This is a genomic window from Aeromonas sp. SE22, assembly GCF_038739755.1.
GTDB classification, from domain to species: Bacteria; Pseudomonadota; Gammaproteobacteria; order Enterobacterales; family Aeromonadaceae; genus Aeromonas; species Aeromonas jandaei.
Genome location: NZ_JBCGFD010000002.1, coordinates 1 through 17,795, shown reverse-complemented (window position 1 = coordinate 17,795; position 17,795 = coordinate 1). Strand labels below are relative to the sequence as shown.

13 protein-coding genes are annotated in these 17,795 nt (G+C 63.3%); 3 read left to right on the top strand and 10 right to left on the bottom strand.

Annotated features, from left to right (window positions below):
- The first annotated feature begins 52 nt into the window (after positions 1-52).
- Positions 53-1,702 (top strand): phosphoglucomutase (alpha-D-glucose-1,6-bisphosphate-dependent), encoded by a 1,650-nt coding sequence (pgm, locus tag AAHA39_RS03915; protein WP_320657054.1) that lies wholly within the window; start codon positions 53-55, stop codon positions 1,700-1,702.
- A gap of 91 nt (positions 1,703-1,793) precedes the next feature.
- On the opposite strand, the gene mltB is transcribed toward pgm, so the two are convergent.
- The 10 genes from mltB to AAHA39_RS03865 all read right to left on the bottom strand — a co-directional run bounded on the left by mltB (position 1,794) and on the right by AAHA39_RS03865 (position 11,527).
- The gene (gene mltB / locus AAHA39_RS03910; RefSeq protein ID WP_033113474.1) at positions 1,794-2,876 is read right to left on the bottom strand and encodes a lytic murein transglycosylase B; all 1,083 of its coding nucleotides are present in this window, start codon (positions 2,874-2,876) and stop codon (positions 1,794-1,796) included.
- 132 nt (positions 2,877-3,008) lie between these two features.
- Positions 3,009-3,623, bottom strand: coding sequence for a CDP-alcohol phosphatidyltransferase family protein (locus AAHA39_RS03905; protein WP_320657053.1), 615 nt, complete (start codon positions 3,621-3,623; stop codon positions 3,009-3,011).
- 14 nt (positions 3,624-3,637) lie between these two features.
- Entirely contained in the window at positions 3,638-4,276 is a 639-nt protein-coding gene (locus AAHA39_RS03900; protein WP_320657052.1) for an ATP-binding cassette domain-containing protein, read from the bottom strand.
- 13 nt (positions 4,277-4,289) lie between these two features.
- The gene (locus AAHA39_RS03895) at positions 4,290-5,975 is read right to left on the bottom strand and encodes an ABC transporter permease (RefSeq protein WP_320657051.1); all 1,686 of its coding nucleotides are present in this window, start codon (positions 5,973-5,975) and stop codon (positions 4,290-4,292) included.
- Positions 5,975-7,195 (bottom strand): ABC transporter substrate-binding protein, encoded by a 1,221-nt coding sequence (locus tag AAHA39_RS03890; RefSeq protein ID WP_320657050.1) that lies wholly within the window; start codon positions 7,193-7,195, stop codon positions 5,975-5,977. Before AAHA39_RS03890 ends, AAHA39_RS03895 begins: the two co-directional genes overlap by 1 nt.
- Before the next feature lie 17 nt (positions 7,196-7,212).
- Complete coding sequence (locus tag AAHA39_RS03885; RefSeq protein ID WP_320657049.1) at positions 7,213-9,366, bottom strand: FAD-dependent oxidoreductase; 2,154 nt, start codon at positions 9,364-9,366, stop codon at positions 7,213-7,215.
- Positions 9,366-9,944 (bottom strand): carboxymuconolactone decarboxylase family protein, encoded by a 579-nt coding sequence (locus AAHA39_RS03880; RefSeq protein WP_255936506.1) that lies wholly within the window; start codon positions 9,942-9,944, stop codon positions 9,366-9,368. The genes AAHA39_RS03885 and AAHA39_RS03880 overlap by 1 nt, the downstream gene beginning before the upstream one ends.
- An 11-nt stretch (positions 9,945-9,955) precedes the next feature.
- Positions 9,956-10,630 (bottom strand): DUF1499 domain-containing protein, encoded by a 675-nt coding sequence (locus tag AAHA39_RS03875; protein ID WP_203131176.1) that lies wholly within the window; start codon positions 10,628-10,630, stop codon positions 9,956-9,958.
- A 189-nt stretch (positions 10,631-10,819) separates the two neighbouring features.
- A complete protein-coding gene (locus AAHA39_RS03870; protein ID WP_042032429.1) occupies positions 10,820-11,098 on the bottom strand; it encodes a peptidylprolyl isomerase in 279 nt (92 codons plus the stop codon).
- A 45-nt stretch (positions 11,099-11,143) separates the two neighbouring features.
- Complete coding sequence (locus AAHA39_RS03865) at positions 11,144-11,527, bottom strand: hypothetical protein (protein WP_041208422.1); 384 nt, start codon at positions 11,525-11,527, stop codon at positions 11,144-11,146.
- 486 nt (positions 11,528-12,013) lie between these two features.
- On the opposite strand from AAHA39_RS03865, the gene tamA reads away from it, so the two are divergent.
- Entirely contained in the window at positions 12,014-13,789 is a 1,776-nt protein-coding gene (tamA, locus tag AAHA39_RS03860; protein ID WP_156852130.1) for an autotransporter assembly complex protein TamA, read from the top strand.
- Positions 13,786-17,583, top strand: coding sequence for an autotransporter assembly complex protein TamB (gene tamB, locus AAHA39_RS03855; RefSeq protein ID WP_320657048.1), 3,798 nt, complete (start codon positions 13,786-13,788; stop codon positions 17,581-17,583). Before tamA ends, tamB begins: the two co-directional genes overlap by 4 nt.
- Positions 17,584-17,795: the final 212 nt, after the last annotated feature.

Genomic DNA, 17,795 nt, shown 5'->3' with positions numbered 1-17,795 from the left:
TTCAAGACTCAGGCCTTGCTAGGCAAGGCCGCCATTACGCAAGGAAAACGCCATGGCTCAGCATTCCCACGCCGGTCAGCCGGCCCGTTTAAGCGACCTGACCAACATTCCCCGTCTGGTCAGCGCCTACTACCTCAACAAACCGGACATGAGCCGCCCCGAGCAGCGAGTTGCCTTCGGTACCTCCGGCCACCGCGGCAGCGCCCTGCACAGTGCCTTTACCGAATCCCATATTCTGGCGGTGACTCAGGCCCTGGTAGAGTATCGCCAGCAGGCCGGTATCACTGGCCCGCTGTTTGTCGGCATGGATACCCACGCCCTGTCCGAATCCGCCTTTGCCAGCGCCGTCGAAGTGCTGGCGGCCAACGGCGTTGAAACCCGCATTCAGGCTGGCCTCGGCTTTACCCCGACCCCGGTCATCTCGCACGCCATCCTGCGCCACAATGCAGGCAAACCGGCTGCCCGTGCTGACGGCGTGGTGATCACTCCGTCCCACAACCCGCCGGAAGATGGTGGCTTCAAGTACAACCCGCCTCACGGTGGCCCCGCCGAAGGGGAGATCACCAAGTGGGTCGAGGACCGTGCCAACGCCATTCTGGAAGCGGGTCTGGCTGGCGTGAAACGGATGCCGTTCGCCGAGGCGCTCAAGAGCCCGTTTGTGGCCCTGCACGACTATGTCACCCCCTATGTGGATGATCTGAAGAACGTGCTGGACATGGATGCCATCAAGAACGCGGGTATCAAGATCGGTGTCGATCCGCTGGGCGGCTCCGGTGTCGCCTACTGGGACGTCATCGCCAAGACCTACGGCCTGAACATCGAGGTGGTGAACTACAAGGTCGACCCGACCTTCTCCTTCATGACCCTGGATAAAGACGGCAAGATCCGGATGGACTGCTCCAGCCCGTTCGCCATGGCGAGCCTGATCGCGCTCAAGGACAAGTTCGACATCGCCCTTGGCAACGACCCTGACTACGACCGTCACGGCATCGTCACCAAGTCCGGCCTGATGAACCCGAACCACTATCTGGCGGTGGCAATCCAGTATCTGTTTACCCATCGCACCGGCTGGTCTGCCGATGCGGCCGTCGGCAAGACGCTGGTCTCTTCCTCCATGATCGACCGGGTTGCCGGCGAGATTGGCCGTACCCTCAAAGAGGTGCCGGTCGGCTTCAAGTGGTTCGTGGATGGCCTCTACAGCGGCGAGTTCGGCTTTGGTGGCGAGGAGAGCGCAGGCGCCTCCTTCCTGCGCAAAGATGGCACCGTCTGGACCACCGATAAGGATGGTTTCATTCTGGCGCTGCTGGCGGCGGAAATTCTGGCGGTCACCGGCAAGGATCCGCAGGCTCATTACGACGCGCTGGAAGCCAGGTTCGGCCGCTCCAGCTACCGCCGCATCGACGCTCCGGCCAACAGTGCCCAGAAGGCGGTGCTCTCCAAGCTGGATCCGGCGCTGGTGGAAGCCTCCACTCTGGCCGGTGAGCCCATCATCGCCAAGCTGACCAAGGCGCCGGGCAACGATGCCGCCATTGGTGGCCTCAAGGTGGTGACCGAGAACGGCTGGTTCGCGGCGCGCCCCTCCGGCACCGAGTCCATCTACAAGATCTACATGGAGAGCTTCAAGGGCGACGCGCACCTCGACCTCATCCAGCAGGAGGCCCAGCAGATCGTCTCCGCGGCACTGGCCAAGGCCGGGGTCTGATTTCGGGTCAATCTGCCGTGAATAAATAAAGTAATTGGTATAAAAAAAGGAGCCGTTAAGGCTCCTTTTTTTATCTGCTGATCGCGGTTTGTCAGCGCGCCGCCTTCACCGCCAGCCCCAGCTGCCACACCGCCATGGCGTAGTGGGTGCTGTGGTTGTAGCGGGTGATGGCGTAGAAGTTGGGCAGACCGTACCAGTATTGGTAGCCGGTGCCGACATCGAGGCGCAGCAGGCTCGCCTCGCTGTGGTTGCCAAGGCTGCTGGTGGGGGTGAGCCCGGCGCGGCGCAGGGAGGCGACCGGGTAGCGGGTCTGGAAGCCGTGCTCATAGCCGGGCAGCTGGCCCTGACCACGCACCGCCACCGGTTGCCCTTTCTCCCAGCCGTGGGCCTTGAAGTAGTTGGCGACGCTGCCGATGGCATCCACCGGATCCCACAGGTTGGTGTGGCCGTTGCCGTCAAAGTCCACCGCATAGCGCTGGAAGCTGGAGGGCATGAACTGGCCGTAGCCCATGGCACCGGCGTAGGAGCCCTTGGGTTCGGTGGGGTCCATTCCCTCATCGCGGGTCATCACCAGGAAGGCTTCCAGTTCGCTGGTGAAGAACTCGGCGCGGCGCGGGTAATCAAACGCCAGGGTGGCCAGCGCATCCAGAATGCGGGTCTTGCCCATCACCCGGCCCCAGCGGGTCTCGACCCCGATAATGCCGACGATGATCTCGGGCGGCACTCCGTAGATCTGCTCCGCCCGATTGAGTTCGCTCGCGTATTCGCGCCAGAAGTTGACGCCGTTCTGTACGTTATCCGGAGTGATGAACTTGGCGCGGTAGCGGTTCCAGGCGCCGGTCGGGCCGGTCGGTTTGCTGGTGGTCGGCGCCTGGGCATCCATCAGACGGATGATCCAGTCGTAGCGCTCTGCCTGCGCCAGTACCTGATGCAGCTGGGCGCTGTCAAAACCGTGCTTCTCGACCATCTTCTGGACGAATCTGTCCACATTGGTGCGATTGGCGAAGTCCCCTTTGCTCACCCCCTGGCTGTAAACGGGGCTGCGCGACGGCGTCTGGTTGATGAAGGCGCTCTTGGGTTGGGGGACGACCACGGGCTTGGCAGCCGGCGTGCTGCTGCAGCCACCGAGCAGAGGAAACAACGACAGAGTGAGAAGAGAGGCAAGGCGACGCATAGGGTTCTCAAGGAGACTGATAAAAGTGCCGCCATGGTAAAACATTGTCATCCGGGCGCAAGTGTTCCGTGTGCTGCACCCATCGTCAATTCATCGCATGATGGATTAACCCTTCGGTGAGGGCTGCACTGGTTAGCGCTGGTGGGGGCGCAGCGTGTGGTAACCGCTCCAGAGCCGGGTCAGGGTGGTGATGGCGCAGAGCAGGGCAAAGCCGTAGGCGAGCGGGGCGAAGGCGGCGGGCCACAGGCACATCAGCACGAACAGGGCGATGGTCTCGCTCCCCTCGGTGAGGCCGCCCAGATAGTAGAGAGACTTGTGGTGATAGACCGGATTGTCGATGCCCCGCTTGCCCGCCATGATGGCAAACGCCAGAAAGCTCGACCCTGTGCCCATGAAGGCAAACAGCAGGGTGGCGGCGGGCAGCGCATTGGCGGGGGTGGCTAGGGCAAAGCCCAGCACCACGGCGGCGTAGAAGATGAAATCGAGCGTGATGTCGAGGAAGCCGCCGCAGTCGGTGATGCCGGTCTCCCGCGCCACGGCGCCGTCGAGCCCGTCCAGCAGCCGGTTGAGCAGGATGGCCGCGAGCGCCCACTGATAGCAGCCAAAGGCCAGCAGCGGCAGCGCCAGCATACCGATGGCAAAGCCGGTGAGGCTTATCTGGTTGGCGCTGACCCCGGCGCGGCAGAGCGGTTTGGCGAGCCGAGTGAGGGGGCTGCGGATAACGGGGATCAGGTGGCGGTCAAACAAGGTGAACTCCTCGGTCAAAAACGGGATTCGGTGAGCTGGAGTATGGTGCCTGGCGCGTCCTCTTCGTCGTGGGTCACCAGAATGGCGGGGATGGCCAGTGCCTTGATCTGGGCGAACACCAGTTCGCGAAAGGCGGCCCGCAGCGGCTTGTCGAGGCGGGAGAAGGGCTCGTCCAGCAGCAATGCCTCGGGCTCGGCCAGCAGCGCCCGCAGCAGGCTGACGCGTGCTTTCTGGCCGCCGGAGAGCGCCCCCGGCAGCTTGTCCGCCTGACTGGTCAAATCCACCTGCGCCAGCGTAGCCACCGCCTTTTCCCGCCGTGCCCTGTGCCCTTTCACGCTGGCCGGCATGCCAAACATCAGGTTCTCCGCCACCGTCAGGTGGTCGAACAGCAGATCATCCTGAAACAGCATGCCGATGCGCCGCGTCTGGGGCGGCAGATGGGTGAGCCGGCGCTCGCCAAGGATCACGTCCCCCTCCAGCCGGATCGGGCCGCTTGCGGGCAGTACCCCCGCCAGCGCCGCCAACAGCGAGCTCTTGCCACAGCCGCTGGGCCCCATCAGGGTCAACACCTCGCCCGGCGCCACCTGCAGGGCGGGCAGTGAGAGCAGCAGATTTTTATCAAGATAAAGTCGAAGAGGCGTGGTGCTCAGCATATGGCTGTTTCCATCATGAGAGTTCATCGTGAGCTGCCCCCTTGAGCGCCGGATTGAGTTGCGCCGGCAACCAGAGCGCCAGCAGATAGATAACGAGCGGCAGCAGCAGTTGCAGCAGGCCGTAGAGGCCCGCCAGCCGCCGGTTGAGGCCGCTGCCGATGGCCACTGCCTCGGTGGTGATGGTGACCACCCGGCCTGCGCCAAACAGCAGGGTCGGCAGGTATTGGGCGAGGCTCACCGCAGCCCCCACCGCAAAGGCAAACAGCAGCGGACGCGCCAGCAGCGGCGCTTTGACCTGCCACCAGGCTCGCCACGGGGTTGCCCCCAGCAGCAGGGCGCTTTGGGTGATCCGCGGATCGAACTGGCGATAGGGGCCGTGCAGGCAGAGATAGACATAGGGAGAGACAAACAGCAGCTGGCTCCAGAGCACCCAGCTCCAGCCGATGCCATCGCCCCCCCATCCGAGACTGAACCAGTCCACCCCGAGCCGGATGCCGAACAGCAGGCTGGCCTGCGGCAGCAGCAGCGGCAGGCAGATGAGCCAGAGCGGCCAGGGGCGACGGCCCGCCTGTGCCTCCAGACTCAGCACTGCCATCGCCAGCCCTATCGCCCCGCTCGCCAGCGCCAGCAGGATGCTGCTGGCCAGCAGCGGCGACAGAGTCGGCAATAGGTCGAGCCAATAACGGCCGCTCCACTGGCTCGGCCAGAGGGCGGGAAAGGGCCAGCGCCGTGCCAGTGACCAGAGCAGCAGCGCCCCCAGCACCGCCAGATTGATGGTGATCAGGGTAACCACGCTACCCGTGGCAAGGGTGCGGCCAAGAGCGCTTGGGTTTGCTCGCCTGCCATCGAGCCAGCCGGGTTTGCCAAGGGTTCGATGGGCCAGCTCCAGCAGTCGCAGCAGGGCCAGCAGCAGCGCCGTGATGGCGAGCAGCAGCAGGGCGCCGCTGGCGGTGGCGCCGCGCCAGACCAGATCCGGGTCCTGATACCAGAGCCACAGGCGAACGGCCAGCGGGGCGGGGGCATCGGGCCCGAGCAGTTGGGCCAGATCCACCACCGCCACCCCGTAGGCGGCCACCGCATAGATGGGCAGGCGCAGGGCGGGCCACAGCGCCGGCAGCAGCAGGCGCCACCAGATCTGTGGGGCGCTAAAGCCAAGGCTCGCCCCCAGCCACTGCTGGCGTGCCACCCTGGCGGGGTCTTGCGCACCGAGTGCCATCAGCAGCAGGAAGGGGGTCTCCTTGAGGGTCAAGGCGAGGATGAGCCCGAGTCCGGCGGGATCGCGCAGGGTCTGCCAGTCGGGAGGCAGTTCAAATCCGGTGAGGGTCGGCGAGAGCAGGCGCAGCAACCAGCCGGAGGGGGCGAGCAGAAAGGCAAAGCCGATGGCAAAGGCGACATGGGGCAGCGCCAGCAATGGCGAGAGCAACCGACGCAGCCAGCCGAAGGCCCGGTTGTCACTGTGGGCCAGCAGCAGGGCGGTCAGCAGCAGGCTGAGCAGGGTCGAGGCGGCGCCAATCCATAGGCTCAGCAGTGCTGAGTGCCAGAGGCCCGGTTGGGCCAGCAGCAATTGCAGATGAGGTCGGGTCAGCCCCTCAGCCAGCAGCAGCCAGCCCCCCGCCAGCAGCGGAAGGCCAAAAACCAGAGCACACCCTGCGGTGAACAGGGGGCGCCAACCGAGGGGAGCGTAGCCAAACCGGCTCATCAGTGGCCGTAGCGCTCGGCCCAGGCGGCTTCGAGCTTGAGCTGCCAGCTGGGGTGGGGCTCTGCCACGGCCTTGAAGCGCAGAGCCGGTTGTCCCTTGGCGGGGTCCGGCAGGGCATCGCTGCGTAGCACGCTGGGATCACCCCAGTACGCCGGGTCGGCCTTTCGCGCCTGAGCGGCAGGGCTTAGCAGGAAGTTGGCGACCACCTTGGCCCCCGCACGGGCGTTGGCGTTGAAGGGGATGGCGAGAAAGTGGCTGTTGGTGAGCGACCCCTTTGCCATGGCGACCGCCTCGATGCTGGGGGGCAGGGCGCCAATCTGGGCGGCGCTCTGCGCCTCCTGCGGGTTGAAGCTGATGGCCATCGCCAGCTCGCCATCATCGAGCAGCTGGCGGGTTTCGGCGGCGCTGGCCGGAAACAGCTTGCCCTTGCGCCAGAGTGCCGGATGCAGCTCATCGAGCCAGGCCCAGAGCGGGGCTGTAATCCTGATGAACTCGGCATCGGTCGCCTCCCGATAGAGAGGGGCGGGATCCGGCGTCAGCTCCAGCAAGATCTGCTTGAGAAAGCTGGAGCCGTGAAACTGGGGCGGCTTGGGATAGGTGAAGCGGCCGGGGTGGGCCTTGGCCCACGCAAGCAGGGTTGCAGCTGATGTGGGGGGGCTGGTGACCTCTTCGGTGTCGACCATCAGATTGAGCTGGCCGATGCCCCAGGGGGCTTCCAGCCCTTCCACCGGCAAGGTGAAGTCCTCACTCACCGGCAGGTTGTTGTCTACCCGCGCCATGTTGGGGAGCTCCCGGGTAAAGGGGGCACCGAGCAGCCCCTGCTCCTTGAGCGCCTTGAAGTTCTCGCCGTTGACCCAGAGCAGGTCGATGGGGCCGCCAGTTTGCTTGCCTGCCTGCTTGTTGGCCAACAGCTGGCTGACGCTCTGGGCGATGTCATCCACCTTCACCTGCACCAGCTTGACCTGATAGTCGCGTGCCAGCTCCTGCCCGGCCCACACCAGATAAGCGTTGATCTCCGGGCTGCCGCCCCAGGCGTTGAAGTAGACGGTCTGCCCCTTCGCCTCCTCAAGGGTCTGTTGCCAGTTGTCATCAGGGGTGGCTAACAGCGGGCCGCTGGCCAGCAGGGGCAGGGTGCACAGCAGGGCGTTAAGCCGCTGTTTGAGCCGAGAGCTGCGGTGCGAGTTGAGGTGTGAGCCGAGCAGTGAGAATGGCTTGAGCATAAACGTTTCCCTGATTGTCAGGCGCCGCGGCGCCAGCGGTGATAACGGGTCAGCAGCGCCAGCAGAGTGGCGGGCTGACGGGCCCGTCGCCACTCGCCCGCCAGATACTTGTTCCCCTCCATCAGGGTGGGGTAGGCGTGAATGGTGGCGAGGATCTTGCCAAGGCCCAGACGGTGGCGCATGGCGAGTACGAACTCGGCGATCCGCTCGCCGGCGTGAGTGCCCACTATGGTGGCACCCAGGATCTGATCCTTGCCGGGTACGGTGAGCACCTCGATAAAGCCCTGACGCTCGCCATCGGCGATGGCTCTGTCCAGCTCGGCCAGCGCGAAACGGGTCAGTTCGAAGGGGATGCCCTGCGCCCTGGCCTCTTTCTGGTTGAGGCCGACCCGGGCGATTTCTGGCGTGGTGTAGATGGCGGCCGGCATGACCCGATAGTCGGCCCGAAAACGCTTGAACGGGCTGAACAGGGCATTGACCGCGGCGTACCAGCCCTGATGGGCGGCGGCATGGGTGAGCTGGTAAGGGCCCGCTACGTCCCCCACTGCCAGAATGCTGGGGTAGTTGGTGGCAAGAAAGCCATCGACCGCCACCGTGCCGCGCGGGGCAAGCTCGACCCCCAACTCCTCGAGCCCGAAGCCGCTCACATTGGCGACCCGACCCAGCGCCAGCAGCAGTTGATCCCCTTCCACCACCTGTGTCTCGTCGCCCCGACGCAGTTGCAGCCGGATGGGGAGATCTCCCTCAGCCGCAGGCAGATAGTCGGCTCGCTCGGCGCGCCAGCCGGTGAGCACCCGTACGCCGTCGTGGGCCAGCTGTTCCGCCAGCAGCTCGGCCACCTCCTGCTCTTCGCGGGGCAGCAGCTGACCCGAGAGCTCTACCAGGGTCACGGGCACCCCAAGCAGGGCAAAACTCTGGGCCAGCTCGCAGCCGATGGGGCCGCCGCCCAGCACCAGCAACTGGCACGGCGCAGTGCGCAGTTGCCAGAGGGTGTCGGAGGTGAGCCAAGGTACCTGTTCAAGGCCCGGCAGCCTGGGCACCAGCGGCCGGGCGCCGGTGGCGATAACGATATGACGGCTGGCAAGGCGTTGGCCGTTCACCTCCACCTCCCAGGGGGAGACCAGCCGAGCCTCCCCTTCGATACACTCCACCCCCAGCCCCTGATAGCGCTCGATGGAGTCGTGGGGTTCGACCTCCTTGATGACGCGTGCGACCCGCTCCATCACGGCAGCGAAATCTGCGCAGGTCTGGCTTGGGCCAAAGCCCAGTTCACTGGCCCGGCGCTGTTCGGCGGCAAAGCGGGCACTTCGGATCAGCGCCTTGGAGGGGACGCAGCCGTTGTTGAGGCAATCGCCGCCCATCTTGTGCTTCTCGATGAGCGCCACCTTGGCCTTCACCGCTGCGGCGATATAGCTGGTCACGAGACCGCCGGCTCCGGCGCCAATCACCAGCAGGTTGTAGTCATAGCGGGTCGGCTTGCGGTAGGGGGCGTGCAGCCGATGCAGGGCGAGGCGCCGCTGCAGGCCCTTGAGCAGCATCGGCATCAGACCGAGCAGGGTCAGTGCCACCATCAGTCCGGGGGAGAGGATATTGCCGGTGCTGGTGAGGTTGGCAAGCTCGCTGCCTGCCAGCACGTAGACGAAGGTGCCGGGTAGCATGCCAAGCTGGCTCACCCAGTAGTAGGTGCTGACTCTGATGGGGGTGAGCCCCATCAGCAGGTTGACCAGAAAGAAGGGGAAGATGGGGATGAGGCGCAGGCTCAGCAGATAAAGCGCCCCTTCCTTCTGCATGCCGGCCTGCAAGTTGGCCAGCATGTCGCCAAAGCGCCGTTCGACCCAGTCGCGCAGCAGAAAGCGGGCACTGAGAAAGGCCAGGGTCGCGCCAATGCTGCTGGCAAAGGAGACCAGCAGCAGCCCCCAGACAACGCCGAACACGGCGCTGCCGGCCAGGGTGAGCAGGCTGGCACCGGGCAGGGAGAGGGCGGTGCTTACCACATAGACGGCGACGAACAGCAGGGCGGCGCTGACGAAATGGCGATCGACCAGGGCGGCCAGCTCGGCCTGGCGGGCCTGCAGCTGGGGCAGGCTCAGGTAGTGACCAAGGTCGAAGGCGAAAAAGGCGCCGATGAGGCAGCCCATCACCAGCACCAGCAGCAGGCGGGAGCCTCTCATCAGGCGTCCTTGCTATCCGGTTGCGGACGCACTGGCTGCACAGGCAGTTGGCAGAATCCCTGCGGGGCGATATCGAGGGCGGCGTTGAACTTGGCCGACATGTTCTGGAAGGCGATAAGACCGGTTAGTTCCACCATGGCGTCGTCGTCAAACCAGGGCTTGAGGCGGGCGGCCTGCTCATCGCTGACCCCATCGAGACCCGTCATCGCCTCGGTGTAGTCGAGCACGGCGCGCTCCCGCTCGTCGAAAAGCGGGCTTTCGCGCCAGTTGGCTAGCGCCTCCACCTTCTCGCTGGAGCCAGCGCGCTTGATGAGGGTCATGGCGTTGATGTCGACACAAAAGCGGCACCAGTTGAGCTGGGAGACCCGCACCGTCACCAGAGAGCGCAGTACGGGATCGATGGGAGAGCGCTTGCGGTTGATGACGCCATAGAGGGTGGCGACGGCGGCAAACAGGCGCGGCGAGCGGCCCCAGCACTTGCCCGGGATGAGCACCTGACCGTAGTTGCGTTGTTGCAGCCAGAAAAAGGGGCGGATAAACCAGGCATATTCCCGGTCGGGTTTCACCTCGACGCGCATTGCTGACCTTCTTATTGCTTCAAATTGGGTTTGTAGGCCTGACCCAACCGCTCGTTGAGGCGGATCAGAAAATCCTCGATCCGTGCCCGGTTGGTACCCAGGTCGCTCTGCCCCTGACGGGAGGCGGAGCGCATATCGATGCGGGTTTCGCTGGGGCCGACAAAGACTCGCAGTGCCACATCATCTTGAAAACCGAACCAGCCGGTGGTGGCCACTGCATCGAGGCCATCAGGGCTTGGCCGCACCTGCCAGCCGAGCTGCTCCATCAGGGCGTGGGCCTCGGTGATCACTTCGGCTGGGGAGGCCCTGGTATAGAGAGGACCGGGTTTACCCTCAAATGCTTTCAACGGAGCCGGATTAATCGGCAGATCCTGCGCCGTTCTGAGCTCGCTGGCCCAGCGCAACAGGGGCGGGTTGTAAGGATCCGTACTGACATCGTTGACCAGCGGTACGCGCAGCGCCTGTATCACAAAGGCCAGAGGCAACAGCAGCGGCACGGCGCCCCAGCCATTGGCGTGTCGGCTGCGGCACCAGGGCAGGCGCACCAGCAACACCAGAGAGATGATGGCGCCAAGCAGGCAGAGGGTGAACCCGAGCCACCAGGGCCAGAGATGAAAGCGGCTGCCAAGAGCCCCTGCCAAAGGGAGCAACCAGGCCAGCAGTGGCCACCTGTATAAGCTGGGCATAGCGCGGGATCCATCCTCGAAGTGCGGAACGTGCCGAGAAGAATAAACTTAATAGCCTGATAACGTTAGTAAATTCGTATGGGCTCAGGGGGCTTTTGGCCCATGAGTCAAGGGAGACGGTAAAACAGCGCGAGGCCCGTTGCAAACGGGCCTCGCTGGAAGGGGATTGGGTCGCTATGACGGGATGGATCAGTTGCGATAGAGCACCTTGATAAGGTGGAAGCCAAACTTGGTGCGCACCGGCCCCAGTACCTTGAGCAGCTCGCCCTTGAATACCGCATCGTCAAAGGGTTTGACCATATCCCCCTTGTTGAACTCCCCCAGATCGCCGCAGCGTTTGGCAGAGGCACAGGTGGAAAAACGCTTGGCCATCTGGCCGAAGTCGGCGCCCTTTTCGATCTTCTCCTTGATCTCCAGACACTGTTTTTCGGTCTTGACCAGAATGTGCTGGGCACAGGCTTTTTTCATCGGGCGCTCCTCGGGTATTGGGGTTGGCAAATCGGGGGCGCAAGGTTACCTCAATTGGCCGCGTCCGTCAGCCGCCAGAGCAGCTTTGGGCCGTGCCTGCCAGATTATCTCCAGCCCGAGCAGGGCGTAGAGGCTCCAGATGGCCAGCGGATTGAGCCACTCGCCGCCCAGTTGCAGGGTCATCAGGGCGCCGGCTGCCAGCAGCAGGGTGATCCCCGGCAGGCGCCAGTAAGCGGGCAGCGGTGCCAGCAGTGCCATGGCCAGCAAGATCCCGAGACCAAACGGCAGGTTGAGGGCGGTAAAGGCCAGCGCCTGCTGGCCACTCATGCCGGTCAGCAGGGCCAGCAGGGCGCTGCAACAGGCGAGAAAGGTGATGAACTCGAGACGATCGGCAATATAGTCAGCCATCTGTTCGCTACGTGCATGCATGATGTGTCTCCTTTAAATTGCTGAATTCAAGTGTGGGGCAGGGGGGGCGGCAAGGGGAGCGGGATAATTCGATTGCCCTGAACGAGCATTTCTTAACCACGCATAAATCCCAGTTGTGGCGGAGGTCGGCGTGGAGCCGAGGATCGTGACCAGCATCTGCGCTTCCGACAACCTCTGTCGTGTCTCAAGCGGTTTATCGTGGCCGCAGAGAATGGAGCATGAATTGGATTATGTCCCTATGGGGATGGCGTCATGCGGGACGGGGAGCCTGCTGCCGACTGTTTTGTCTTTATGGAAATGACTTTTATGGTTGGTTTGTATCCAACATCTTAAAAGATATGGTGAATTTGCCACGGGTGCCGCACTGTTGCCAGCCGGTGCCTATGTTAGGATAGGGCTCGCAATTGCTGGGGTGCTCCGTTTCTCTGCTTCCGATGTGCCGTGAGCCGCTCCGCCATCTTAACCAATTTTCAGGAATATTGACCTTTGACAGGATGCAATCCGTCCCTGCTGACAGGGAGTTCGCTCTTTGGCTCAGCCCTTCGACGTAGCCTCCTGGTGCTCGGGTTGGGCCTTATGTTGTCGCTGATGGCCACCCCCGCACTGGCTGCCAAGCTCACCTATCAGGTCAAGGGGTTGAAAGGGGAGAACAAGGATAACGTTGAAGCCTACCTCAACGCCTTGCCCGTCTATCAGGAGCGGCAATACCGCCCGGCTCGCGCCAAAATCACCGAGAGCGTGCAAAAGGCGCTGCAGGTGTATGGCTACTACCAGCCCAAGATCACCCTGAGCCGCGACAAGAAAGCCCCGTCCAAAGTGATGATTGAGGTGGACAAGGGGGAACCGGTCATCGTCTCGCGCCTCGATATTCTGCTGGAGGGGGATGCCGGCAGCGACGAGGTCTACAGCGCCCTGCTCGATCAGTTGCCGCTCAAAGAGGGTGACCCCCTCAACCATGCCAAATATGAGTCGATCAAGGCGGATCTGGGCAGCCTCGGGCTGGCCCGCGGTTACTTCGATGCCAAGCTGGGCAAGAGTCAGGTCAAGGTGTTCCCGGACAAGGGGACGGCGGAGATCTACATCCTCTTCCAGTCAGGCCATCGCTACCACTTTGGCGAGATCCGCTACGACGCCACCCCCGAGGCGCTCCATCTTATTCGGCCGCTTATCAACATCAAGAGCGGTGACCCCTATCTCGCCATTCGTCTGGCCGAGATGTCGCAGGATGTCTCCTCCACCAAGCTGTTCCGTCAGGTCGATATCAAGCCGGTGCTGAGCGAGGCGAGCAACTATCGGGTGCCTATCTCGGTGACGCTGGACAACCGGGTCGATCACGAGATCGAGACCGGTATCGGCTACGCCACCGATGTGGGGCCGCGGATGAGCGCCACCTGGGAGAAGCCCTGGGTCAACCGCTATGGCCACCGCCTCTTTGCCACCGCCAAGGTCTCCCAGCCGGAGGCCGAGCTCAGCTTCGACTACCAGATCCCGGTGGGCAACCCGCTGCGGGACTACTACTCGATCCAGACCGGTTACCAGTACAAGGACAACAACGATACCCGCTCCGACCTGACGACCGTCGGTGTGCACCGCTGGACGCGGCGACCGGAGAGCTGGGACCGTGACGTCTTTATCCGACTGGAAAACGAGATCTATACCCAGGGCGCCGACGAGGGGAACAGCTTGCTGCTGATCCCCGGTGTCTCCTGGTCGCGGCTGCGGGTGCGCGGCGGTCTGGTGCCCGACTGGGGGGATCGCCAGCAGCTGACGCTGGAGTTCTCCGACCCCACCTGGGGCTCCGACATCAGCTTTATGCGGGTGTGGGGGCGCAGCAAATGGCTGCGTACTCTGGGGGATAACCACAGATTCCTGATGCGTGCCGAGCAGGGGGCCATCATAGGCGACAGCTTCTCGCTGGTGCCGCCATCGTTGCGTTTCTTTACCGGTGGTGATCAGACGGTGCGCGGCTTTGGCTACGAGACCATCTCGCCGACCGGCTCGGACGGCAAGCTGACCGGTGGCCGCTACACCAGCGTCGCCAGCATGGAGTACAACTACCGCTTCAGCGACAAGTGGCTGGGAGCGCTGTTTGTGGATGGCGGTACCGCCACCAACGACTACAGCGAGCCGTGGAAGATTGGTACCGGTGTCGGTGTGCGCTGGGTGACCCCCATCGGTCAGGTCAGGCTGGATCTGGCGGTCGGGGTATCGGAAGAGGACAAGCCCTTGCGGCTGCATTTCGCATTGGGGCCTGAATTATGATCTGGGTAAAACGCATCTTTCTCTGGCTGATGGGGCTGATTTTCCTGCTGCTCATCGGCGTCAGCCTGCTGGGATTCACCCATCAGGGCAACAAGTGGTTGTGGCAACAGGCCAGGGCGGCGCTGCCCTCCCTCAAGGGGGAGCTGGTGGCGGGTCAGCTTGGCTATGGCTGGACTCTGGAAGGGGCGGGTTGGCAGGATGAGCTGGTGGATGTCACCGTCGATCGCGCCGTGCTCGACTGGGATCTTGGCAAACTGCTGCAGGGTAAACTCTGGATCAAATCTCTTGAAGTGACCCATCCGGTGGTGAAGGTGGCCGACTCGGAGCCTGCCCCGGAAGAGCCATCGGAGCCTTTTGTCTGGCATCCGCTCCCCCTCAAAATTCAGGTCGACAGCCTCAAGGTGGCTGACCTCGATCTGGCGGTACCCGGTGTTGCCGTGACGCTGGGATCACTCGATATCGGCGCCACCCTCAATCGCAAGGGGTTGATCGTGCGCGGGCCGGTGCTCGACAAGCTGAGTGTGACCATTGCTGATGCCCCTGCCAGCACCTCAGCCAAGGCGCCGGCTCAGGCTAGCGGCAAGGTCGCAAGTTCCCCGGTAGCAAAGAGCGAAGCCAAGGGTGACAGCGATAAGGCGCCCAAGACAGCGAAAGCTAGCAACGACAAGGCAGCGAAGGCAGAACCCATAGTGCTGCCCGCCATCCATCTGCCATTCCCCATCCAGCTTGAAGGAGTGAGCGCGACTCGGGTGCAATACAAGCAGGGCGAGCTGGTCGAGGGGATCGACAAGTTGCAGCTCTCTGCCAGTGCCGTCGGCGATCGCATTGAGGTGCGCGAGCTGTCGCTGCGCCACGCCATGGCGGATCTGGCGCTCAAGGGCAATATTCGGCTGGGAGATGACTATCCGCTGGCGGTGACGCTGGATGCCAAGGCTCGCAAGGGGCTGCTCGATGGTGAGCTGCAAGGGGAGCAGGCGACCCTGACCTTGGGTGGCTCGGTTGGCAAGTTGGCACTGACGCTGATCGCCAAGGGGCCGGTGGCTGCCAACCTCAAGGGATCTCTGGCCGCGCTCGACCCGGATCTGCCCTTCGATCTGGCCCTCGACTGGAAGAGCCTCGGCTGGCCGTTGCACAAGCCTGCCAAAGATGAGCCGAACTATCGGCTGGATAAAGGGAGCCTGACCGCCAAGGGCAAGCTCTCCGGCTATCAATTTGCCCTCAATACCGCTGGCAAGGGTACCGACGTGCCTCCCTTCAAGGTTGCGCTGGAAGGGAAGGGGGATCTGGATCGGCTCAGCAAAATCGCCTTGCAGCTCAACGCCCTCAAGGGGGAGCTCAAACTTGATGGCAAGCTCGCATGGAACAAGGGGATCGAATGGCAGGGAACGACCCTGTTCAAGGGGATCAATCCGGCCGAATTGTTGCCCGAGCTCAAGGGGACTCTGGCGGGAGAGCTGGAGAGCCGGTTTGCGATGAACGAGGCGGGCCACTGGGAGCTCAACCTGCCCAAGCTCAAGATCGATGGCAAGCTCAACCAGTATCCGCTGGCACTCAAGGGTGAGCTGCGCGGCAACAACAAGATGGAGTGGCAGATCCCGACCCTCTCGCTACAAAGTGGCCCCAACCAGCTGCAGGCCAAGGGGAGCATAGCCCCCGCTCGCTGGCAGCTGGATGCGGCACTCGATGCGCCCCAGCTCGGCGGCATCTATCCCGGTCTGAAGGGGGATATCAAGGGGCAGGTTAAGGTAAGCGGTAACCAGCAGACCCCCAGAGTGGCAGCCGATCTGACCGCCGGCCGACTCTACTACGCAGGAACCAATCTCGGTGGCATTACCCTCAAGGGCAACGGCGCGCTGGGGGCCAAGCCCGCAGGCGAGCTGACACTCTCGGTTGCCGAGTTGACCCAGGGGGCCACCAAGCTGAGCCAGCTGCTGCTCAATCTGAGCGGTGATTTCAACCAGCATCAGCTGACCCTGACCATGAAAGGTGACCCGGTTGCGGCCAACCTCAAACTGGCGGGCGGCATGCGCGGGGATCACTGGCGTGGCGCGCTCTCCGAGCTCAAGCTCAAAACTCCGCTGCGTCGTTGGGATCTCGCCTCGCCCTGGGATCTGGATGTGGATCTGCCGCGCCAGCGCGTGGCGATGGGGGATCTCTGCCTCGGTTCGCAAGGGGCCAGCCTCTGCGTGAAACGAAGCCAGGTGTCGGCAGCGCAAGGCTCGCTGGAGTTTGCTCTGGCCGGATTTGACCTCAAGCGGTTGCGTCCCTGGTTGCCGGACAACTTTAGCTGGCAGGCGGTGCTCTCTGCTGACGGCCGGGCCAGCTGGCGCGGCAATCAGCCGACCCTCCATGCGGTGGTGCGTACCACGCCGGGCACCTTTGTCACCGATGATCTCAAGACCGACTACCAGCAGCTGGCGCTGGGCCTTGATTTCGAGCGGCAGCAGGCGGCCATTCGTCTCGACTTTGCCTCCAGGCAGATCGGCAATATCGATACCAAGCTGCTGATCAGGGATCCAGCCGGTCGCGGTCTGCTCGGCGGCCAGCTCAAGTTTGATGATCTCAAGCTCGACACCTTCGCCCCGCTCATTCCTGAGGTGCGCTCCCTGCATGGGGTTATCTCGGCGAATGCCCGTTTTGATGGCACTCTGGTGGCGCCGCTGCTGTTTGGCCAACTCAATCTGAGCGATGGCGAGGTGCAGACCCACTCCGACATGGTGACCCTGACCAAGCTGGTGACTCGCCTCAAGATTGAAGGCAACCGGGCCGAGCTGGATGGTTCCATGCTGGTTGGCAAGGGGCCGCTGGCACTGGGGGGCTGGCTCAGCTGGGCCAAGATGCCGGTGACCGGCAGCCTCACCATTCAGGGCAAGGAGCTGGAGGCGCAGTATCCGGGGATGGGACGGGTGAAGGTCTCCCCCGATATCGCCGTCTCGCTGGGTGATGAGACCCGGGTGACCGGTCAGGTGGATATTCCCTGGGCGCGCATTCTGGTCAAGAGCCTGCCTGACTCTGCGGTCGCCGTCTCTGACGATGTCACCGTGGTTTATGACGACCTGCCCCCACCACCCAAGCAGACCAGCCTGCCGCTGGCGATGAAGGTGGCAATCCGCCTTGGCAACGATGTGAAGCTGGAGGCGATGGGGCTCAAGACCGATGTATCGGGCGGCCTCAATATTCGTCAGGATCCGGGCAAGCCGCTGGCAGGCAATGGTCAGCTGGTGCTCACCAATGGTCGCTTCAAGGCCTATGGCCAGAACCTGATCATCAAGGAGGGGCGGATCCTCTTCTCCGGTCCACTCGATCGCCCCTTCCTCAATATCGAGGCGTACCGTGACCCTGATACCATCGAGGGGCAGGTGACGGTCGGGGTGCGGGTGACCGGCCCGGCCAGCAAGCCGGCGATCAATGTCTACTCCGAGCCGCAGATGGCGCAGTCGGAACAGCTCTCCTACCTGCTGCGCGGTAAAGGGTTGCAAACTACCGGGGAAGATGGTGGCTTCAACGGCCTGCTGGTGGCGGGGGCGGTCAGTCAGGCCAATGGGGTGGTGTCGAGCATTGGCGAGTCGCTCGGGATGAGCGATGTCTCCCTCGATACGGCAGGCAGTGGCGACAACACCCAGGTGACCCTGTCGGCCTATCTGCTGCCGGGCCTTCAGTTCCAGTACGGGGTCGGGGTGTTCAGCCCCATCGCCGAGTTCAAGCTGCGCTACGAACTGCTGCCACGCCTCTATCTGCAGGCGATGAGCGGGGTGGCACAGGCGGTGGATATTTTCTATCGCTTCACACTCTGATGGCGGTGAGAACTGAACAACGGGAGGCGCTGGCCTCCCGTTTTTATTGCGTACGCGCCAACAGGCAAATGGCGCTAAAGGTTGGGAGTGCAGAGGAATAACGGATTGGACGGGCCAGAAAAGCGAAAACCCGGCACAAGGCCGGGTTTTCTGAATGATGGTGGAGGGAGAAGGATTCGAACCTTCGAAGGCAGAGCCGTCAGATTTACAGT

What these genes read in the sequence shown, in the direction of transcription:
- pgm (WP_320657054.1), top strand. Translation starts at nt 53, where the DNA reads ATGGCTCAGCATTCCCACGCCGGTCAGCCGGCCCGTTTAAGCGACCTG.
- mltB (WP_033113474.1), bottom strand. Translation starts at nt 2,876, where the DNA reads ATGCGTCGCCTTGCCTCTCTTCTCACTCTGTCGTTGTTTCCTCTGCTC.
- AAHA39_RS03900 (WP_320657052.1), bottom strand. Translation starts at nt 4,276, where the DNA reads ATGCTGAGCACCACGCCTCTTCGACTTTATCTTGATAAAAATCTGCTG.
- AAHA39_RS03895 (WP_320657051.1), bottom strand. Translation starts at nt 5,975, where the DNA reads ATGAGCCGGTTTGGCTACGCTCCCCTCGGTTGGCGCCCCCTGTTCACC.
- AAHA39_RS03890 (WP_320657050.1), bottom strand. Translation starts at nt 7,195, where the DNA reads ATGCTCAAGCCATTCTCACTGCTCGGCTCACACCTCAACTCGCACCGC.
- AAHA39_RS03885 (WP_320657049.1), bottom strand. Translation starts at nt 9,366, where the DNA reads ATGAGAGGCTCCCGCCTGCTGCTGGTGCTGGTGATGGGCTGCCTCATC.
- AAHA39_RS03880 (WP_255936506.1), bottom strand. Translation starts at nt 9,944, where the DNA reads ATGCGCGTCGAGGTGAAACCCGACCGGGAATATGCCTGGTTTATCCGC.
- AAHA39_RS03875 (WP_203131176.1), bottom strand. Translation starts at nt 10,630, where the DNA reads ATGCCCAGCTTATACAGGTGGCCACTGCTGGCCTGGTTGCTCCCTTTG.
- AAHA39_RS03870 (WP_042032429.1), bottom strand. Translation starts at nt 11,098, where the DNA reads ATGAAAAAAGCCTGTGCCCAGCACATTCTGGTCAAGACCGAAAAACAG.
- AAHA39_RS03865 (WP_041208422.1), bottom strand. Translation starts at nt 11,527, where the DNA reads ATGCATGCACGTAGCGAACAGATGGCTGACTATATTGCCGATCGTCTC.
- tamB (WP_320657048.1), top strand. Translation starts at nt 13,786, where the DNA reads ATGATCTGGGTAAAACGCATCTTTCTCTGGCTGATGGGGCTGATTTTC.